Source organism: Paenibacillus sp. P3E, from assembly GCF_001909045.1.
GTDB lineage: Bacteria > Bacillota > Bacilli > Paenibacillales > Paenibacillaceae > Paenibacillus_AQ > Paenibacillus_AQ helianthi.
This window is the reverse complement of record NZ_LVWH01000182.1, coordinates 28,074-48,177: the sequence shown is the minus strand read 5'-3', so window position 1 is coordinate 48,177 and position 20,104 is coordinate 28,074. Positions and strand designations below refer to the sequence as shown.

At 46.3% G+C, this 20,104-nt stretch carries 20 protein-coding genes, 1 riboswitch and 1 other annotated feature; of the genes, 12 read left to right on the top strand and 8 right to left on the bottom strand.

The window, feature by feature from the left end; translation table 11 throughout:
* A partial coding sequence (locus A3842_RS20705) for a transposase (RefSeq protein ID WP_074100791.1) occupies positions 1-207 on the top strand: 207 nt, incomplete at its 5' end.
* Positions 208-324: 117 nt separating this feature from the next.
* On the opposite strand, the gene A3842_RS20700 is transcribed toward A3842_RS20705, so the two are convergent.
* The 7 genes from A3842_RS20700 to A3842_RS20670 form a co-directional block, all read right to left on the bottom strand.
* On the bottom strand, positions 325-1,317 hold the full coding sequence (locus A3842_RS20700) for a 3-oxoacyl-[acyl-carrier-protein] synthase III C-terminal domain-containing protein (RefSeq protein ID WP_074102592.1): 993 nt from the start codon (positions 1,315-1,317) through the stop codon (positions 325-327).
* A gap of 103 nt (positions 1,318-1,420) precedes the next feature.
* Positions 1,421-1,771: a hypothetical protein gene (locus tag A3842_RS20695; protein ID WP_074102591.1), complete on the bottom strand. Its 351-nt coding sequence runs from the start codon at positions 1,769-1,771 to the stop codon at positions 1,421-1,423.
* 220 nt (positions 1,772-1,991) lie between these two features.
* The gene (locus tag A3842_RS20690) at positions 1,992-2,360 is read right to left on the bottom strand and encodes a carboxymuconolactone decarboxylase family protein (protein WP_074087590.1); all 369 of its coding nucleotides are present in this window, start codon (positions 2,358-2,360) and stop codon (positions 1,992-1,994) included.
* A gap of 70 nt (positions 2,361-2,430) precedes the next feature.
* On the bottom strand, positions 2,431-4,044 hold the full coding sequence (locus A3842_RS20685) for a thiamine pyrophosphate-binding protein (protein WP_371916014.1): 1,614 nt from the start codon (positions 4,042-4,044) through the stop codon (positions 2,431-2,433).
* A gap of 138 nt (positions 4,045-4,182) precedes the next feature.
* Positions 4,183-4,276: riboswitch (cyclic di-GMP riboswitch) on the bottom strand.
* 498 nt (positions 4,277-4,774) lie between these two features.
* Positions 4,775-6,025: a methyl-accepting chemotaxis protein gene (locus A3842_RS20680; protein ID WP_074102594.1), complete on the bottom strand. Its 1,251-nt coding sequence runs from the start codon at positions 6,023-6,025 to the stop codon at positions 4,775-4,777.
* A gap of 288 nt (positions 6,026-6,313) precedes the next feature.
* Entirely contained in the window at positions 6,314-7,906 is a 1,593-nt protein-coding gene (serA, locus tag A3842_RS20675) for a phosphoglycerate dehydrogenase (protein WP_074087591.1), read from the bottom strand.
* 243 nt (positions 7,907-8,149) lie between these two features.
* Positions 8,150-8,378: a binding site (T-box leader), on the bottom strand.
* 112 nt (positions 8,379-8,490) lie between these two features.
* A complete protein-coding gene (locus A3842_RS20670; protein ID WP_074087592.1) occupies positions 8,491-9,396 on the bottom strand; it encodes a hypothetical protein in 906 nt (301 codons plus the stop codon).
* Positions 9,397-9,461: 65 nt separating this feature from the next.
* Between A3842_RS20670 and A3842_RS20665 the strand changes: the two genes are divergently transcribed.
* Genes A3842_RS20665 through A3842_RS20655 form a run of 3 tightly spaced genes read left to right on the top strand, consistent with a single transcriptional unit; the run spans position 9,462 to position 11,277 of the window.
* A complete protein-coding gene (locus A3842_RS20665; protein ID WP_074087593.1) occupies positions 9,462-10,055 on the top strand; it encodes a CPBP family intramembrane glutamic endopeptidase in 594 nt (197 codons plus the stop codon).
* On the top strand, positions 10,052-10,429 hold the full coding sequence (locus A3842_RS20660) for a hypothetical protein (RefSeq protein WP_074087594.1): 378 nt from the start codon (positions 10,052-10,054) through the stop codon (positions 10,427-10,429). Before A3842_RS20665 ends, A3842_RS20660 begins: the two co-directional genes overlap by 4 nt.
* A complete protein-coding gene (locus tag A3842_RS20655; protein ID WP_074102590.1) occupies positions 10,423-11,277 on the top strand; it encodes a metallophosphoesterase in 855 nt (284 codons plus the stop codon). The genes A3842_RS20660 and A3842_RS20655 overlap by 7 nt, the downstream gene beginning before the upstream one ends.
* A 110-nt stretch (positions 11,278-11,387) precedes the next feature.
* Here the strand turns inward: A3842_RS20655 and A3842_RS20650 are convergent, their stop codons facing one another.
* The gene (locus A3842_RS20650) at positions 11,388-12,326 is read right to left on the bottom strand and encodes a polysaccharide deacetylase family protein (protein ID WP_074102589.1); all 939 of its coding nucleotides are present in this window, start codon (positions 12,324-12,326) and stop codon (positions 11,388-11,390) included.
* A gap of 85 nt (positions 12,327-12,411) precedes the next feature.
* Between A3842_RS20650 and A3842_RS20645 the strand changes: the two genes are divergently transcribed.
* The 8 genes from A3842_RS20645 (at position 12,412) to rpsA (ending at position 19,956) form a co-directional block, all read left to right on the top strand.
* Positions 12,412-12,828: a hypothetical protein gene (locus tag A3842_RS20645; protein ID WP_074087597.1), complete on the top strand. Its 417-nt coding sequence runs from the start codon at positions 12,412-12,414 to the stop codon at positions 12,826-12,828.
* Positions 12,829-13,059: 231 nt separating this feature from the next.
* Positions 13,060-13,674 carry a genetic competence negative regulator gene (locus A3842_RS20640; RefSeq protein ID WP_074102588.1) on the top strand — a complete coding sequence of 205 codons (615 nt, stop codon included), beginning with the start codon at positions 13,060-13,062 and terminating at the stop codon, positions 13,672-13,674.
* A gap of 97 nt (positions 13,675-13,771) precedes the next feature.
* A complete protein-coding gene (gene prsW, locus A3842_RS20635) occupies positions 13,772-14,467 on the top strand; it encodes a glutamic-type intramembrane protease PrsW (protein ID WP_074087599.1) in 696 nt (231 codons plus the stop codon).
* A gap of 333 nt (positions 14,468-14,800) precedes the next feature.
* On the top strand, positions 14,801-16,159 hold the full coding sequence (gene ypeB, locus A3842_RS20630) for a germination protein YpeB (protein WP_074102587.1): 1,359 nt from the start codon (positions 14,801-14,803) through the stop codon (positions 16,157-16,159).
* A 162-nt stretch (positions 16,160-16,321) separates the two neighbouring features.
* Positions 16,322-16,975, top strand: coding sequence for a flagellar brake protein (locus A3842_RS20625; protein WP_074102586.1), 654 nt, complete (start codon positions 16,322-16,324; stop codon positions 16,973-16,975).
* 183 nt (positions 16,976-17,158) lie between these two features.
* Complete coding sequence (gene cmk, locus A3842_RS20620) at positions 17,159-17,869, top strand: (d)CMP kinase (RefSeq protein WP_074102585.1); 711 nt, start codon at positions 17,159-17,161, stop codon at positions 17,867-17,869.
* The gene (locus A3842_RS20615; RefSeq protein ID WP_074102584.1) at positions 17,866-18,453 is read left to right on the top strand and encodes a lysophospholipid acyltransferase family protein; all 588 of its coding nucleotides are present in this window, start codon (positions 17,866-17,868) and stop codon (positions 18,451-18,453) included. Before cmk ends, A3842_RS20615 begins: the two co-directional genes overlap by 4 nt.
* A 165-nt stretch (positions 18,454-18,618) precedes the next feature.
* Complete coding sequence (gene rpsA / locus A3842_RS20610) at positions 18,619-19,956, top strand: 30S ribosomal protein S1 (RefSeq protein ID WP_244169760.1); 1,338 nt, start codon at positions 18,619-18,621, stop codon at positions 19,954-19,956.
* Positions 19,957-20,104 lie beyond the last annotated feature (148 nt).

Sequence of the window (20,104 nt, the reverse complement as noted above, 5' to 3'; positions counted from 1 at the left end):
AGCGAGGAAGGTTATGCCCTGGCCGTACGCCGAATGACGGAACCGGAAAGCGTATTTGGACAACTGAAGAATAACCGGGGCTTCCGGCGCTTTCTGCTTCGCGGCATGGAAAAAGTGACGCTTGAGGTCGGTTGGCTTTCGCTTGCCCATAATATGCTGAAGCAAGCCACGGTGGACCAAAAACGCAAGGCCGCGATTCTCCAATAACAGGAGAATCGCGGCCTTGCTGTCTTTTTACTGCCTCTTGAATACATATGGGCTGTTTCTTTTTTTTGAAAATCTACTTATGAGACAGCCCCATTTGAGGTAAGCGCGAATGAATGTTTAGTATTCCATTACAAAAGCTACATTTTGCCAGCCTGCGCCAACGGTCCAGAAGAGCACTTTGTCACCGCGTTCAATCATTCCAGTAGTCACTGCTTTGTGCAGGGCTACAAAAGGACTGCTTGTCGAAGTATACCCGAATTCATCGCCGATATAGACCGCTACATCGGTGTCGATGCCTGTTTTGTCGGATACGGCAAGAATATTTGGGAGGGACAGCTGTGAAAAACAGGCGGCCTTGATTGACTCGGGAGCAATCTCATTATTGCTCAGCAATGTATTGATCGATTCCGAGGCTGCATCCACACAAATGGAGTCATCAAATGGAATGAACTTCACATTGAACTCTCCGGCACCAACACCACCACGTCCAAGGTTGGCTAAGCCATCCACAGGAAACATCGAGTTCCCATAGACACATGTGTCTGTCTGGTAAATAGAATCAATGAAGCCTACCGAATTCTCATCCCGCTCCAGAATAACGGCAGCGGCAGCATCTCCAAAGTTGGCATAGTAGACAGGATCGTTTTTATCCGCATGCGGAGCAACGTGGTCTGAGCCGATCACCAGCGCGCGGCGGATTCTTGGATTGGCCATCATCTGACGGCTTACCTGTTCCACCGAGGCGGTCATACCTGCACAGTTGGCATTACTGTCGATGCAAATGGTGTGGGAAGCGCCACCGATTAAACGATGAATCATAAGTGAGTTCGTCGGGAAGATGTATTCAGGAGTCTGACTGGCATAAGCAATCAGGTCGATGTCAGCCCCGGTAAGCCCGGTCTTGTCCAGTACGTTGCTTGCCGCCTCAAAAGCCATGGTCAGTGAATTCTCTTCATTGCTGTCGATGCTATAGCGGTTATTACGGCCAAGAGTAGCCAGGAGGCCACGGATATCAATACCTTTTTCGTCAAAATGCTGTATGAAAAAGTCGTTGCCAATCTTTTTGCTTGGATGATAGATATCAATGTCCTTTATCCGTATCCCGGCCATGGTAATCCTCCTAAAAGTTAATGAGCGATTCTTCCCGCCCTCAAGTTTTGTATAAAACTTGCTTCTCAACCATCATTCAGGCTGGTGAGCCTTGAAACAATACTTAAGATTGAACTGTCGAAGTGATCTCCAGGTTTTCAAGTCCAGCCTTGCGGCCGAGGCGCGCGAGCTGCATTTTAAGGATGGGGTTATTTTCAAGGGTCAGGCTTACTTTTTCAAAACCATCTGCTTTGAACATGATGAAGCAGCCCTCCAGCAGAGGCACAACATCAGGAGCAGTAACATTTAGTTTTCTGCAGTCAATCTGCAGAGCATATTCTGAAGGTGTGATCGGGTTAACGGTCTGCTGATAAGCTTGAATCGATTTGAGACCATCCTCATTGGAGAAAGTGCCTTCTAATTCAATATTAATGACCTTGTTAACAGAATCGGTTTTCAAAATAAATTTACCCATGTGCTCATCTCTCCCAAAATTAAATGTGTGAAACGTATAACGGAAATGTTGACTGTACGTTGTTGTTCAGTCATAGAATATATCCAAATAACTTTTGGTTTTACGCCTTGATTCGATACAAAAACTATAGTTTTGGGATATTTTCCCTCTAATATAATCATATATTTCTCAAATAAGCAAGAAAAAAGTCGAATTGTGTATAAAATTGTTGAAGAAGGATTTATTGGATTTCCTCAAGCGTTGCAAGCAGCACATTAAAAGCTGAAATGACTCTTGGAGCACCGATACAAGGCACCAGATGCAATAAGATTCCTTTGATCTGTTCTACAGTTATTCCGACGCGGAGCGCCATCACATAATGGACCCCGAGCTGCTCAAATTGTCCCATAGTAATCAAAGACGAAATAACAGCAATTTCTTTCCAATCGGAGCCAATTGTTGTGCGCTGAAAAAGATCCCCATAAGCGTTGCCCATAATGTACTCGGCCAGTTCGGGGAAATGCTCTTTGATTGGAGCTAGTGCTTTGGCTCCATAGTCGCCGGACAGGTTGGTAAAATGCTTTAGACCGCTGTAACTGGTGTTTTCCACAAAGATGCCTCCTGAATTTTGATGAGTGGCAAGGACCGGTCATGTGAAGCTTGATTCTTACCTCTGCTACTTAGTTGAGATTCAACGTCCTATGGGCCGTTGGAGGCACTTCGTCACGGTCTGTCAACAATTCAATGACAGCTACACGGTTTGACTCGACTGCGGCTTGTACAGCAACGTTGAATTGCTCCGCGGTTTCGCATTTGTAGCCTGTGGCTCCGAGTGACTCAGCGAATTTCACGGCATCCATAGGTACCTCGTAGATCGTACCGTCAATTCTGCCTGTGGTTTTCTCCATCCCCTTAAGCGCCATATCCAGCTGCATGTTGTTCACTACGATAAAGATTACCGGAATATTCTTGCAGACTGCAGTGTTGATTTCAGCACCAAGCATCATGAAGCAGCCATCACCGGTTAGGCAGAAAATGGTTTCTTCAGGGGAAGCCACCTTAGCCCCAATAGCCATTCCAATGGAGTTGCCCATACAGGCAAAATAAGCATCAAAGACAAAACTGCCCGGTTTTTTCACGTTGTACCATTTCACGGCGTTGAAGCCATGGCTGCCGTCATCTACAAAAACGGTGTTGTTGTAAGGAATCAAATCGCTCAAGGTGCTCATGACCGAAGCTAGTGACAGCTTGGAGAGAACAGGCAACTCTTCCGCATAATGAACATCGGTTTCTGTTATATGTTTCTTTATAGCAGCTGTATCTATATTCTTTAGATAAAAAGCCAAATTGTCCCGTAAATCCCCGCCTATAGCGATGGTCTGTGAAGATAAAATTTTACCTACGAAGGTAGGGTCTACGTCAAATTGGATAAGTGTTTTCGGGTGATTTTCAGCCTTTAGATTGCAGATGGTCATGTCACTCAGACGTGATCCAAGCACAATGAACAAATCACTGCGGTTCAATAAATCATCACCATGCTTGCAGCCGCCAACACCAATTGGTCCATGATACAACGGGTGATCCCAAGGGATCGCACCTTTTCCTCCCGGTGAAGTAACGACAGGGATGTTAAAAGTTTCAGCCAGCTGAATGAGCTCTTGGTGTGCAATAGAACGGTTAACCCCTTTGCCGGCAATAATAAGAGGATGGCTGGAGGCATTAATAGCTGAAATCACACGTTCGAAATTAGCAGTGCTTACGAGATGTTCACGCTCAGGAATCACTATCCGGCATTCTTCCAGCATTTCCGTCTGCACATCAAACGGGATACATAAATGGACCGGCCCGCGCTGTCCGCCCAAAGCAATAGAAATAGCATGGTTAAATAAGGTGCTGAAATGATCACCTCGCTCCACCAGTTTACTGAAGAGTGTAGCCGGTCTGAACATGTCCGCCAGGTCAGCCAGATATGACGAAGAATCCTGGCACTGGGGAATTCCCAGCTCCTTAATAGATTGATGACCTGTAATGAACAGCACAGGCAGGTTGTTCGCTTTAGCATGTGCTGCAGCAGTAAGAAGATTGGTTCCGCCTGGACCTGAAGTCCCAAAAGCTACACCCAGCCTGCCGGTTTTGAGAGCATAGCCTGCTGCTTCGAACCCGGAGCTGGACTCATGTCTGCCAGGAATAAATTCAATCCCGTAATCGACCATCTTAAGAACTACGGGACAAATAGACTTGCCGATGATACCAAAGGAATGTGTTACGCCGAGGTTTCGTAGTGCCTCAGCCATATAATCTGCGACTGTTTTCAGATAATCCACCCACCCAATGTTTTTTTTTAGCAGAAATAGAAAACCTGCACTCACGAGAGTACAGGTCGGCTGCAATGAATAACCGTATAGAACGAGGTTTCCCCAGAGCTTCGGTTGTTCAGCAACCTGGCTGTCATGGTCCCATAAAAATGAGACTGTAGATCCATGGCTTTGCGTCATTCCCTTTCGGTGAATTTTGCCGTTATGATGTATTGGAAAAAATGCATATTTTTACTTTACAATATATTTCTAACTCCTCTCTTGTCAATATATTTGTGCTGAAAAGCTCAGTTTTTGACGAAATTAACGAACAATGTCAATTGCAAGAAATGGTCCAGTTGAGTTGGAAAACAGGGCGAATCCAAAAAAAATTTAATGCAAAAAAGTCTTAATAATACAAATTGTGAAGAAACATTGAAACAGAAATATATCAGGTATATTGAACTATTCCTTTGTATGGAAATGGATGATTAGACTGGAATAATGGGGTGTACCCATTTTTTATCTGGATTAATAAGGCTAATGAACGAAACACCCTTCAGATCCAATTGTATTCATTATATTATTTCCATTAAAAATAGCGGAGAGAAGTGCAAAAGAAATAACGATACTTGCTGCTGCCAAAAAACTGAATTTTCATAAAATAACATTGATTATTTTGTGAACAAAAAAAGACCGCTTCATATGAAACGGTCTATGAAAATGGAGATTAAAATTTGAAAATATGGATCGTTTTCTGGAGTTGGAATACTGCTTGTGTCATTTTCTCTGTTTCTTCAGCAACAGACTGCAGGGCATTTATTTGTTCGTTCATTGCTGCGGATACCTCTTGGGTTCCGGCCGCAGTTTCTTCTGTAATCGCAGAGATATTTTCGATAGCTCCAGAAATTTTTAACGCGCTCTCCAACATGAGGTCACTCTCAGACGAGAAAGAAGCAATTTGCTCGGTGATGTACTGAACGCTTTGCACAATCTGGGCGAAAATATTCGCGGTTTCAATGATCATTTCATTTTGAACTTGGACGACTTCCTCATTAATGGCAATATTCTCAATCGCTTCCTTGATATCGTTCTCAATACTGCGCACCAGACCGAATACTTCTTTGGTGGAGGCTGTAGATTCCTCAGCAAGCTTGCGGACTTCCTGGGCTACAACAGCGAAACCACGACCATGTTCACCGGCGCGTGCTGCTTCGATCGATGCATTGAGTGAGAGCAGGTTGGTCTGCTCGGCGATTTCTGTAATGGTTTTGGTGATCATCGTGATCCCCCGGGCATTATGTGATAGTGCTTCAATCGTGTCGGCGACCTTCTGGGTAGCTTGTATATTCTTGCGCATGCCTTCTGCTTGAGTATCTACGGATTGGCGGCCTTTCTCAACTAATTCTAGCGTATGTATGGAACGTCTGTTCATTTCTTTGGTAGAGCTTGTGTAATTCGAAACCTTGGTTTCAATGTCTTTGATGGAATCGGTCATATCGGCGATGTCCACGGAGATTTCATTTGCGCCGAGAGCCAGTTCATTGGAAGAAGAGGAGACCTGGGCCATTACGACTTTCAGATTCTGATTTTTGTCCTCGATTCCGCGGCTGGCATCCATGACATGGCGGGTAATCTGAGATGCTTCGGTTAGTATTTTCTTCAGCTTATCGATCATTGTATTGAAGGAGCGGCTGACTTCCCCCATGGAACCATTCTCATCTGCCCGGGTTGTAAAGTCACCTTTGGCAATCGTGTGGGTTACGTTGGAGATATCATCGAATGAAGATGTAAGCGTTCTCTCAATGAAGCGTGCGAGTGGGAAGGTCAGTGCAGCCAATACCGCAACCATTATAATGCCGATAATCATCTTGCCCATCACTACAAGTGTGATTAGTACAGGGACAGCGAATAAAGCGGCAACCAAGTAACAACCGGCTCTAATTCTCTGTTTTAACGGAAGCTTGTTCATCCAGTCCATCATAAAAAGTTCCCCCTAAAATAATGTTGTGTATTGTAATATTATAGGCGTTTTCAGAGGGAGAGGTCTATTGTAAGAATTGACATAAAAATGCTCAAATAGGTCTTTCGGGCATGAATTTTGTGTGAATCTCTTCATACATAGCACGGTGGTATGGTTCAATTTGGAGAAGATACATTTCACTAGTGCTTCAGGCTCAGAGGATGTGACATCCGATATAGAAAAACGCTCATTGGAACAGCAGGCGGATGCCCGCTCTCCAAAGAGCGTTTGTTCAGGGCTACTTTTTTACAGTAACACAATTTCTTCCGCGGTATTGATTTCCGGCAGTCCTGCCAGTTTCACCAGAACAGCTTGAGGAACCGCCTTATCGACGGTGAGCAGCATGATCGCAGCGCCGCCAACGATTTTACGTCCTACCTGCATGGAGGCGATATTGACATCGTTCTCCCCAAGCAGTGTACCGACAGCACCGATGATACCCGGTTTGTCGTTATGCGAAATTACAATCTGATGGCCTTCCGGAGCAATATCGACCGGGAACTTGTTGACCTGCACGATCCGTTCTCCGTAGCCCTGCAGCAGCGTTCCCGCAACCAGACGTTCTTCGTCAGGATCTGCCTTCAGGGTGACGGTGATAAGGTTGGTAAATCCCTTGGTTTTGGAAGCCTTAGTCACAATTACATTCACATCACGGGTTTTGGCCAAATGCATCGAATTGACGATGTTCACATCTGTCCCAAAGTGACGGGAAAGTACGCCCTTGACGATATAGCGGGTCAGTGGCTGTGTATCTACATCGGATAGGTCACCGGCATATTCTACTTGGATTTCTCTGATCGCGCCATCGGTAAGCTGTGTTGCGAAGCTGCCCAGCTTTTCGCCGAGTGTGAAGTAAGGCTGAAGCTTGTTCATCACACTTGGAGCAACAGGAGGGATGTTCACAGCGTTAATGAACGGCTCGTTGCGCAGAATATGCAGCACCTGCTCCGATACATCTATAGCAACATTCTCCTGGGCTTCTACGGTGGAAGCGCCAAGATGAGGCGTTACGATGATTTTGGGATGGGAGAGGAATGGATGATCAGCTTGCGGCGGTTCCTTTTCGAATACGTCAAAGGCTGCTCCGGCAACAATGCCGCTGTTGATGGCTTCAACCAGCGCCATTTCATCAATTACCCCGCCACGTGCACAGTTGATGATACGCATGCCTTTTTTCATGACTTCGAACTGCGGCCCAGAAATCATGTGGCGGGTTTCCGGAGTGAGCGGAGTATGCACAGTGATGAAATCCGCGCCGCGTACGATATCGTCTACTGAAGCCAGCTTCACTTCCAGCTTTTCCGCACGGTCAGCGGTCAGGAAGGGGTCATAGGCAAGAATGTTCATGCCAAAGGCTTTGGCACGCTTGGCTACTTCGCTCCCGATCCGGCCCATACCGAGAACACCCAGCGTTTTGCCGCGCAGCTCTACCCCGAGGAATGTTTTCTTGTCCCACACACCAGAGATCGTTTTGGCGTAAGCCTGCGGAATATGACGGGCCAGTGCCATCATCATAGCAAAAGCATGCTCGCAGGTTGTGATTGTATTGCCGTCCGGGGCGTTGATAACAACGACACCACGCTGTGTGGCAGCCTCCAGCTTGATATTGTCAACGCCGACTCCAGCGCGGCCAATGACCTTCAAGTTGGTGCCTGCAGCAATAATCTTCTCAGTTACAGTCGTCTGGCTGCGTACGAGCAGGCCATCATATTCGCCAATGATGGCGATAAGCTCGTCTTCGCTAAGTCCAGTCTTTTTGTCTACAGTCACATCACTTGCGTCCATTAATTGCTGAATGCCCAAATCGCTGATCGGATCCGATACTAGTACTTTAAACATGGTTTCTTGTCCTCCTTAAATTTGGAAAGCTATATATGCCCAAGGATGCCCTGAAGAGGCAGTCCACAGTACCAGAAGCCAAAATAACTAGTGAAAAATATGTCAGAATAACGGGGGAACGCGCTGTCGCATAAAAGAAAGAGTGTGCAGCAGACCGGAAAATCCTGAAAAGAGGGCCCATATAATGGCCTGGAACTGGAAATTAAATAACAAAAAAACTCTCAACCCCATACTACTGCCGTAGTAAGGGACGAGAGTTGTCGTGGTACCACCCTAATTCACTGCAACGTATGAAGAAGCAGCCTCATTGGCCCGCAAAGGCCACACTGGTAACGGAGATGATCCGATTGTGCCTACTGTAAGGTTCGACACAATATCTCAGGAGCGCTAAAGAGTTCTGTCCGTCACCGGTTTACACCACCCACCGGCTCTCTGAAGACTTGCAGAATCTTTGTTCCATCATCGGTTTTGCTTGATTAATTTTTCATAATGTAACATGGCAATGCCAGATGTGTCAATAGTCTAGTTGAAGATGAGCCGCCTTGAAGTGGCTCTCATTTTTCGTTATGATGCAATAGCTGGTTCTACTCATAAAAAAACGGGAGCTGTGGCATGGTTTCCTTGCCGTAATACTGTTCACGCCACTTCATGAAATCTTGTTCCTGCACCGCTCCTGTGGAAATTAACAGGGTGACGGCGGATTGAATATCCTTTAAGTTCAGTGAACTAGCCGTACCAGAATAGATCATATCGTCAATTTTGGCCGTAATATCCTGTGGGTCATAGCCTGCATAGATGGAGCGGTTCAACATCATATCAGCTATGGATGCGTTCTTAAGCAGGAGAGGCATTTTCTTCCACTGGATAAAAGAGAGAGTCTTCAGCTCAGCGGCTTCCGAAGGGATTTTGCTGTTGTCTTTTGAGCCCCATTTGAGCATGGAGTCATAGAAGTTTTTTTGAGCTAGCAATCCGAATTTTACAGCACTGGCTGTGAATTTATCGCTTTTTAGCACCTTGGCTGTTTCAGTCCCTGATGCACCTGCATTGACTTTACTGGAGGCCTGGGAGAACAAAGTCAGGCTCTTCAAAATATTTAATTGGGATTCATAGAGCATAGGAGAGCCCGTGAAGATCGAATCCTGAGTGACCTTGTCATACTGCTTGTCTGCAAGAATGCTCAGATTCTTCAGGGTTGCTGCATTCTCACGCGCATCTGTGCTGCGTGCCAGGTTGTCCAGCTGGCTGTTCCAATTGCGCTTGAATTCCCGATAGGGCAAAAATACGTTATGATAGAACGTAACAAGATCCTGCTGCTGGTAGGAGCCGGAGTATTCCTCTGCGGTATCTTTATTATTGAGGTGTTCGTATTTGGCTTCTGTTTTGTCTGCCCCAACCTTCACTCCCGTAAAAAAAGCGGCGAATGCGGATATCAGAAAAAGCAGAAAACCTAGTGTGTATAACATTTGAGTGCGGGAGGTACGGCTGTTCATAATTAATGCTCCTTCTTCTAGGGAAATTATCTTATGTAAAAACAATATAGAACAGGCAGGTTACAATGAAAAAATTCAAATTTGGCGAAATCAGGATTAAAAAAGCCGATCCTCAGCAGTTAACCGATAAGCTTCTTTTAGTTAATTTGTATATCACTCAGGGTCTTACCTTAATTATCGGTTTGATATGGATATTATTACAGAAAAGAAACCCCATTCACATATTAAATTTTCCGGAAAACGCACAATTTGTGTTTTGGGGGCTTGGACTGGCTGCAATTATGCTTGTGGTAGACTTCTTGCTAACCCATATTGTTCCAGAAGACAGCATGGATGATGGGGGAATTAACGAGCTGCTCTTTGGTAAAAGGCCAGTGTGGCATATCCTTGTCATCGCAGCCATTGTATCGGTTTGCGAGGAGCTGTTGTTCCGGGGAGCAGTTCAGCATTCATTTGGGCCTTATTGGACAAGTATTTTATTTGCTGTAATTCATGTGCGCTATTTGCGGCACTGGATTCCTACAGGGTGGGTATTCCTCAGCAGCTACGGGCTGGGATATATATACATACACACAGGAACACTTTGGGCACCCATTCTATGCCACTTTATCATTGATGTGTTCTCGGGTCTTGTGATCCGTTACAGGAGGGAGTCATGAGCGAGGAACTTAGCCGGGTGAAGTCCCGTAAAAAACCAAATAAAGCTGAACAGCCTGCTGTTGTCAGAAAGAGAACTGGATCGCGGACCTTATCAGTCCCGCCAATCATTAACGATTCTCCTGCAGCAGTTGCGGGAACCCTGTCAAGAAAAAACCGCCACTCCTTAGCTCAACCCGGAAAAAAAGTGAAGCGGGAAGAAAGACCAGTGGATGAGGAAAGCTCTACACCTTCACGTGCGGAAAGTTATCCGTCGGAGCGGCTGCGTTTTAGCAAAATGTTCATCAATTCACTAATTGTAATATTTTTGCTTCTTCTGATTTTCCTTTTGTATTGGGGACTTATTGGAGCCCCGGACTTGAATACATTATGGTAACCTCCTTGCTGCTGGACATTCTGTCAATCATTATGCTGCTGCTTGCAGTGTTTATAGCTATGATGCTGGTGGCAGCATTCAGAAACCGGATTATTGCCGAGGAAATATTTCTTGAAGCTTTGCCGGAGGCTTTGGAAGGCTTCCGCATTCTTTTTATATCAGATATTCACCGGAGGCGCCTTCCGATAAAGCTGCTAAATCCACTGAAGGGGAAAGTAGATGCCGTTTTCCTTGGAGGGGATCTGACGGAAAAAGGCGGCTCCTTAAACCGTCTCTGCGATAATATGACACTGGTGGCTGGACTGGCACCGGTCTATGCTGTGCATGGCAATCATGATTACAGGGCGAATTTTTCGCTGGTGGACAACATCATACGCGGGAGCGGAGCGATTTTGTTACAGGACGAGAGCATCACAATTGAAAAAAATGGGAGCAGACTGCTGCTGACAGGTGTGGACTTTCCGCGGAAGGGGGGTAAAAAGGCCTATCAACCATTAACACCACTAGCGGACCCGGATGCTTCACTCTGCAGAATCATTCTTGTACATGATCCGTTATGGCTGTCGCAGCAATCGGAGATTCCTGCGGATTTGGTGCTGGCCGGTCATACGCACGGAGGCCAGGTAGTGCTACCTTTTGTCGGCCACCGTCATGTTGATCCATTCTATCAGGTGTATAACGCAGGTCATTTTGTGCTTCCGAGAAAAGACGGTTCTAAAACCGAAGCCAAAATGCTGATTAGCCGTGGGTTTGGCACAGCACATCTTCCCCTGCGCTGGGGGAGTCCATCTGAGATGCATATTCTCACGCTTCGCAGAGGCGCAAGCCGAGATACAATGGCTGACTAACAAAAGCAGGCTACAAGTGTAAATCAATTTCCAGTTATGCTAAAAAGGTATTCCTTGCGTATTAGGCAAGGAATACCTTTTTTTGTTACATCCATCGCTGTATTAATAGCTTAACGCATCTTCAACTCAATGCTGCGTGGATCGACGAAGCTGTAGCCTTTGCCTTCAAGTGTAGTCAATAGAGTGTCCAGTGCTTCTACAGTCCAAGGAAGTTCGTGCATCAGGATGTTGCTGCCGGAGTGAAGCTGGTCTGTGACGTTCTTGATCAGTTTCGCAGTTTTGCCGGTTTCCTTCTCTTTCATTTCCCAATCCAGTGAACCTACAGACCAGGTCATATAGAGCAGGCCGTTCTCGGCTGCAATCTTCTTGCCGACATCACCGCCTGCGCCATGGGGGGGACGGAAAAACTGTGGGGTTTCGCCAGTAACCTTTTTGACGATATCCTGAACATCCTCAATTTGCTTTTTCACCTCAGCATAGGATTTATCCTTCAGTACGATATGGTCCCAGCTGTGATTGCCGATAATGCCACCCCGGGTCTGAATGAGCTTGAGAAGCTCAGGATGTTCTTTAACCCGGTACCCGTTCACGAAGAAAATGGCTTTGGCATGGTGCTTGTCGAGCGTATCCATTAGTGGATTAATCATATCTGCATTCTTTGGGCCATCATCAAAGGTTAGCAGTACCACTTTTTTGCTTATGCCATCCTTGTTCGGAATAATGTCATAATTTTTGTTCATGTGATAGAGCAGCGGTATCTCTGCAGCAGCATTGTCAACTGTTGTTTTACTGGTGTCAGTTCCATTATCTGCTGACGACTGCGGCGTTGAGCTTGCCGATGGAGCCTCTGATGGTACCGTTTCAGGGGTCATGCTTGCTGCAGCACTGGTGCTTGCCTGCGCAGTAGGTTCCGGTGCTGCTTGGGTTGTAGCCGCTGTAGGCTGCGCTGTCGTATCTGGCCCTGCATTACCATTGCCGCTGTTACTGCACGCAGACAGCAGTAAGACGGACAGCAGCAGCGCTGATGTTGCTTTAACCACTTTTTTCATCTCGCTTTCTTTTGGTTTGGCTGTATGAGCTGGATTCTTTCCGCGAACACTAAGCATGATTTTACCATACAAGGAGGTTAGAGATATGAATACTTCGTCATTTTTGACAGGAGTACTGATGGGTGCTGCAATTAGTATGATTATGTCCAAAAAACGCGGAGCCATGATATCCAGTCTGCTTCAGCCGAACGGTCAGATGAATGGGGCAGGTGAAAAAGCAAAGGACAAAATCATGGGCATGGCCATGACTGGTTTTGGCAGTACAGCTTCTGGTAACGCTACAGCTGGAAATACAGCAACTGGAAACACAAATGCTGGCAGTCATACTGATAACACCACACATGTCTCCCATAGTAATAACGAACACAAGGGGGAGTCTGCGGTTAAATCCAAAGAAGCCAATCTCAAAATGCTGAAGGATTTCATCCGCAGCAATCCTGAGGTGAAACATGAAGTAGAGCAGATTCTTAAGGATACACATAGCTCCATACCGGGATTGTAAACGCAAAAAGCTGATGCAGAATCATTTTGGGGACTAGACATCCGCAAAATGATTCTTTTTTTCAAATAAGAGTGGTATAAAACTCTTTATATTTGGAAAGAAATAATTTTTTATTTACGTGCATTTGCTGTGCCAAAATGATAACATACATACATAGTAACCATTTTTGGCTCATTACTCGGGACTCATCATACATTATAATAAATGAGCTTGCAAAAGGAGGATCCTGTCATGAGAATAGAGCGATTAAGTCAAGATAAGATACGGATTTTCCTCACTTTTGACGACCTGAGCGAGCGGGGCATCCAGAAGGAAGATATGTGGCAGGAAGTTCCCAAGGTGCATGACTTGTTTACGGAAATGATGGATCAGGCGTACAGTGAACTCGGTTTTGACGCTACCGGTCCGCTTGCCGTGGAAGTATTCGCATTGCCCGCGCAAGGTATGGTCGTTATAGTGACTAGAGGAAAATATGATCACCATCAGTACGGTGCGTCCGGTGAAGAAGATATGCCCGAAGAGATTTACGAAATGGAAGTTACTCTAGAACAAAGCGACTCCATTGTATATGCATTCCGCGACTTTGAGGCTTTGGTTGAAGCGGCTCATGTGCTCCTCGGCAGTATTACTTCTCAAGGAAAGCTGTATTCTTATAATGATATATGGTATCTCTACTTCGATCCGAAGGAATTTGAGGAAACTGCATTGTCCGGGCTTGTAGGAGTTCTCTCCGAGTTCGGGGATTCGTCGCCAGTAACTGAAGCTGTTCTGGCCGAATACGGTAAGACGGTTATGCCAGAGAATGCGATTGAATTGATCTGCACTCATTTCAAACGCCAGCAATGACGGTGTGGAGGGGAACAAAGTCATCTTTGGCCCTTCCTTTACTTATCGAATTCTGTATATGAAGACATAAAGTCATAGAGCGCAGGGAGGATAATCGGTGCTTTTGTTATCGGTCATTTCGTCAGCAGTGGCACCTGGACTTGCGCTGCTGACTTTTTTCTATCTAAAGGACAAGTATGACCAAGAGCCGCTATTTATGGTTCTGAAGGTGTTTCTGCTGGGGATTTTGATTGTTTTTCCTATTATGATCATCCAAAGGGGCCTTGTGCTTGGACTGGACGGCGGGCCCTATGCAGATGCTTTTTTGATATCCTCCGGCGTGGAAGAATGCCTGAAGTGGTTTGTGCTGTACCATATGATCTACAATCATACCGAATTTGACGAGCCATACGATGGAATACTATATGCCGTAGCGATTTCGCTCGGCTTCGCAACTTTGGAGAATGTAATGTATGCCTGGTACAGCCACGCTTCAATCGGTTCCATGTTTATGCGGGCGCTGCTTCCGGTATCGGGGCATGCTATGTTCGGCGTCATTATGGGTTACCACATGGGCAGGGCCAAGTTCTCAGGTGGTGTCAAAACAAGAGGGATATTAATCATGTCCCTGCTTCTGCCTTGGCTGTGGCACGGGATATATGACTTTATCCTGACTACCATGACTAATACCTGGATCTGGTTTATTGTGCCACTGATGGCTGTATTATGGTATGGAGGCATGGGCAAGGTGGCACGGGCCAACAGCCGTTCCCCGTTCCGGTTCCTGAAGCGTGAAGAAGAGATTAATCTCTAGTAGAGATGGACACACTTATCCTGAAAGGTAGTTCCGTTAGCAAGGGATTCCAGAAAGGAGCGAGGTGTCTTTTTTTGCGTGTAAAAATTAGGATTGTATGCAAGCAGTGTGGAGAAAGCTACATCTTAAGAGGAAATAAAGAGCAGGGAGTTATTCAGACCGGATTCAAACAATGTCTGTGCAACTGCAGCAGCGGTTTTGAAATTGAGGAGCGGGCTTAGTAGCCTTTTGAAAGAATTCTCTTTTTTGATATCAGATCATTTGGGTGCATAAGACTTCTCAGTTATTGTCAAACTAACGGCAATAAGCAACTGAAAGGAGTCTTGTAGGCCTATGTACAAAAGATTAAGTGCCTTAATGTTCCCGATTACCACACTGTTGCTGATTGGTGCGTTAGTGTGGGGGTATCAGGAGAATCAGGAGAAGAACTCGATTCTAATCAAAGCAGAGAACCAATACCAGCGAGCTTTTCATGATCTCTCTTATCACATGGAACAGCTTCACGGTGAGCTTGGGAATACCCTGGCGGTCAACCATACTTCAAGTGGCATGCACCGCAAGGGGCTTGTGAATGTCTGGAGGCTGACCAGTGAAGCGCAGAATGAGATCAATCAATTGCCCCTTACCCTGCTTCCATTCAGTGAGACTGAAGAGTTTTTGTCCAAAATCTCCAACTTCTCTTACAAGGCGGCTGTACGTGATTTTACCAAAAAACCTCTTTCGGACAATGAAATGGGTAATTTAAAAGCGCTATATAAGAACTCGGGTGAAATTTCCAAGGATCTGCAGGAGGTTCAGAACAAGGTAATCACGAACAGGCTGCGTTGGATGGATGTTGAATCTGCGCTGGCAACAGAGGATAAGGCTGAGGACAACACGATTATCGATGGATTCAAAACAGTAGACAAACGGGTAGCCGCTTATCCTGAGCTCGATTATGGGCCTTCTGTGGCCAGCATTTATAATAAACGCTCTGTGAAGAAGCTGGGTGGCAAACCGGTTACCGTGGAAGATGTGAAACGCAAAGCCGTCAAATTTGCGGACATCGGTGGGAATCCGACTGTAGATGTTAGGGAAAACGGCAAGGGAACCGAATGGGCATCCTATACTGCTGTAGTAACAAGTAAGGATCATAAAGAGCCGGTTAGTATGGATTTTACTGTAGAGGGCGGGCTACTGATCTCCTACAATGATAACCGGAACGTGGGTCCTGCCAAGGTGTCGATGAATCAGGCTGTTACCAAAGCCGGGGAATTCCTTAAGGATAAAGGATATCCGGATATGACTGCAGTCAGTGCGGACCGTTACGATAATATGGGCAACTTAACCTTCGTCACCAGCCGAAACGGCATCCTGATCTACCCGGAAAAAATGACAGTTCGCGTTGGATTGGATACCGGGGAACCGACAGGATTTCAGGCAAGTGACTATGTGCGTGAGCGTCAGGAGAAGCGGGTGATCTCCAAGCCGGGTCTGACTTTGGTTGAAGCCAGAAAAATGCTTAATCCGGAATATAAGGAACTGTACAACCGGCTGGCCTGGATTAAGAATGAGGATGCCGAAGAGGTACTGACCTATGAGTTCGGAGGCAAAATCAACGGCTCACAGTACCGGATTTACTTAAACGCTGATGACGGTCACGAGGAAGCTGTTGAAGAAGTCAGGAAATCCTCTGGCGCACAGGGTAAATAATCTTTCAGCGGAAAGGCAATATCTTGCCTGATAGGTGCAGTTCCCATGTGGAAATGCACCTTTTTGTCCTTTCAAAATCAGAATAATATTTCTCACCGGGCAATAAATCTCCATGCTATAATTAATTCTAGAATAAATACTAATCATGTGGCGGTGACAGGCTTGTATCCCAAAATCAACGAATATCTATACATACAGGTTGCTTCAAGCGATGCTGGAGAGGCAGAAGTGGAATATAGATCGAGAATAGCAGAGACGGAAGACGAGGCTTTTTTGATTGAAATTCCCATTCAAGAAAATAACGGGAGGCTGAAAAGGCTTTTTATCGGGGACGAGCTGTCCGTATATTTCTTGTCGGAGGGCGGTATCAAAAATTACTTTAATACACATGTGGTCGGCTTCAAGGAAGAAGTGATCCGCATGGTACGTATACGGAAGCCGGCAGTCGAATCCATCTTCAAGATCCAGCGCCGGAGCTTCTTACGTGTAAACGCAGAGCTTGAGCTTGCTGTGAAAGACTCGCTGGGCAGCCGCTACTTGGTTCGTACTGAAGATATCGGAGGGGGAGGGACCTCTTTCCTGAGCGACTCCAAAGTGCACCCCGAAGTGGGAGGAAAGCTGTTCTGCTGGCTGCTTGTCCCTTACCGGAACGGAAGCACAGAGCATGTGAACTTTGAAGGTGAGATCGTCCGGATCAAGACATTGGAAACAGGGCGTAATCTGGTGATGGTGAAGTTCGCAGCGATTACTGATTCAGAGCGGCAAAAAATTATCCGGTACTGCTTTGAGCGCCAGTTCGATTTCCGTAACCGATGAGAAGGGCGGGAAAAAGGTATAAATAGACACTTTTTTCTATACAAATACCTCAGTGTCATTTTGCACTGGGGGTTAAACTGTGGTATAATTTTATAAGTCGCAGGCAATGCCTGCTTTTTTCTTGATAATACCAGCAAGCTTGTTTTTTCTTGACTGAAAGAGTGTTTGAGGAGGAATGCCCCGTTGGATAGGCAGGGTACACATACTTACGACAGAATTAACGTCGCCATCGACGGACCTGCCGGGGCAGGCAAGAGCACTGTAGCCCGATTGGTAGCCCAGAAGCTCTCGTACATTTATGTCGATACTGGAGCGATGTACCGGGCGATTACCTGGTATATGATCCGTGAAGGCATACCGGCTGAAGATAATCTTCAGGTGGATCAAAGGGTCCGCGATATGGTGATCGAACTGATCCCGGAACCGGATGTGCAGAAGGTGCTGATCAATGGGGAGGACGTGACTCCGCATATCCGAAGTCTTCAGGTTAGCGGCCAAGTGTCGCAGTATTCGAAGATCGAGGGCGTAAGAACCAGGCTGAGCCATTTGCAGCGCCAGATGGCGCTCCGCAAGGGAGTAGTGATGGATGGCCGCGATATCGGTACGACCGTGCTGCCGGACGCCGAAGTGAAGATTTTTATGACGGCGAGTGTGGAAGAACGGGCTCTACGCCGCTACAAGGAACTGAAAGATGCGGAAACAGTGACGCTCCAGCAGCTTGAATGCGATATTGCCGCGCGGGACCGTCTGGATGAAGGACGGGAGATTTCACCGCTGCGCCGTGCAGAGGATGCTATTCTTTTAGATACGACGCATATGGATATCCTTCAAGCCGTGGAAGCAATTGTATCCCGCTGCAGATCTTATGTGGACGGGGAGAGAAATCATTTATGATTTATGTCATTTGCCGTGGATTACTTCGCTTGATTTACGCCATTTTGTTTCCGCTTAAGATTATTGGGAAAGAGAATGTGCCGGAGGAAGGCGGAGTGTTGCTGTGCGCCAATCATATCAGCTTGCTGGATCCGATGACTATTGGGATCAAGCTGAACCGTCAGGTCAAGTATATGGCCAAAGCAGAGCTATTCAAGGTTCCTGTGCTAGGCTGGCTCATTAACAAACTGGGCGCTTTTCCTGTCAAACGTGGCGGCGTGAGCAAAGAATCCATCAAAACGGCCCTTAATACGCTTCGCAGCGGAAATGTTATGGGCATCTTTCCGGAAGGGACACGAAACTCTGACTCCGGTGTGGCAAAAAAGGGCGCAGCAAGTTTTGCGCTTCGCAGCGGTGCAGCGGTTGTTCCTGCCGCTATTATCGGTTCTTACAAGCCTTTTCGCCGGATGACCGTTATTTATGGGGCTCCCATCGATCTCAGTTCATTTGCCGGGGCGGGCAGCGAATCTCTTGAAGAAGTCACTGATGTTATTATGGGACGCATACATGAGATGACAAAGAACGGTAAGCCTACAGTGAATTAAGTGCAGGCAGACGTACGGATGTTCCGCTGATTAGAATAACGGCATAACCGCTAATTTTTGGAACATACTAACGTGAAAGTGTAAGTGATATCTGCATTGCTTGTTTTGAACTCTGCTCTACGCGGGTTTAAATAAATGGGGTTTTGAATCGAGGAGGGTAATCACATGTCTGAAGAAACTAGAAATCAGGAAACTGCGGCCAACGTTGACAACAATGAAGCCGTAGAAGCAACGGAAACTGTGGAAGCCGCAGCAGAAGAGAACAACGGTGCTACAGAAGCAGTTGCAAGTAACGAAGAAGAAGTGACTAGCCAAGAAGGTTTGGAAATCATTTCTCTGAAAAAAGGCGATACCGTGAAAGGAACAATCGTCAAAATCGAAGATAACCAAGCTTATGTAAGCATTGGATATAAATACGACGGCGTTATTCCTATTCGCGAATTGTCTTCTGTACAACTGGACAACGCTGCAGCAGCGGTTGAAGTTGGACAAGAAGTGGAATGCAAGGTTGTCAGCATCAACGATAACAAGGAAAGCCTGGTGCTTTCCAAACGTGCAGTTGACAGCGAAAAATCATGGGAAGATCTCGAAAAGTATTTTGCTTCCCAAGAAGCTTTCGAAGTTACTGTAGCTGACGTTGTCAAAGGCGGCCTCGTGGCTGATGTTGGCGCGCGCGGATTTATTCCAGCTTCCATGGTTGAACGTCACTTCGTTGAAGATTTCAGCGACTACAAAGGCCGCACATTGCGTGTGAAAGTGAAAGAACTGGACCGTGAGAACAGCAAGGTTATTCTTTCTGCCAAAGAAGTTCTGGAAGAAGAATTTGAAGCCAATAAACAGAAAATTATGTCTGAGCTGTCCGAAGGACAAATCATCGAAGGTACAGTGCAACGCCTGACTCAATTCGGCGCATTTGTTGATGTAGGCGGCGTTGATGGTCTGGTTCACGTATCCGAGATTGCCTGGAACCATGTTGAGAAACCTTCTGACGTTGTATCCGAAGGCGAAAAAGTTAAGGTTAAAGTACTTAAGGTTGACCCTGAAAAAGGAAAAATCAGCCTCAGCATCAAAGCAGCTGCTCCTGGCCCTTGGGATTCCGCAGCCGGAAAAATCAACATTGGTGACGTGGTAACAGGCGAAGTTAAACGCCTTGTGAACTTCGGTGCGTTTGTTGAACTTCTTCCAGGTGTAGAAGGTCTTGTACACATCTCGCAAATTTCCCACAAGCACATCGGTACTCCGCATGAAGTGCTTAAGGAAGGACAAGAAGTGCAGGTGAAAGTTCTGGACTTCAACCCATCTGAGAAGCGTGTAAGCCTCAGCATCAAGGAAACCGAAGAAGCTCCGGCTCCTACGGCTAGACCAGAACGCAGCAACAGCAGAGACAGAGCGCCTAAAGAAGTGCTGAACAACCCTAACGTGTCGCTCAGCAATGAAGGCCTCAGCTTTACTTTGGCTGAACGTTTCGGCGACAAGCTGGACAAATTCAAGGGCAATAACTAATCCCTTCGTATTTACACATATATATGGGTATAGTAATCGGCGAACCCTCGATACGGGGGTTCGCCGATTATGTTTTATAGACCGCTGAAATGGAAAGATTAGCAGTAAGTATGTTAGCCAATTGAAGCGTTTTTTGCTATGATGAGTA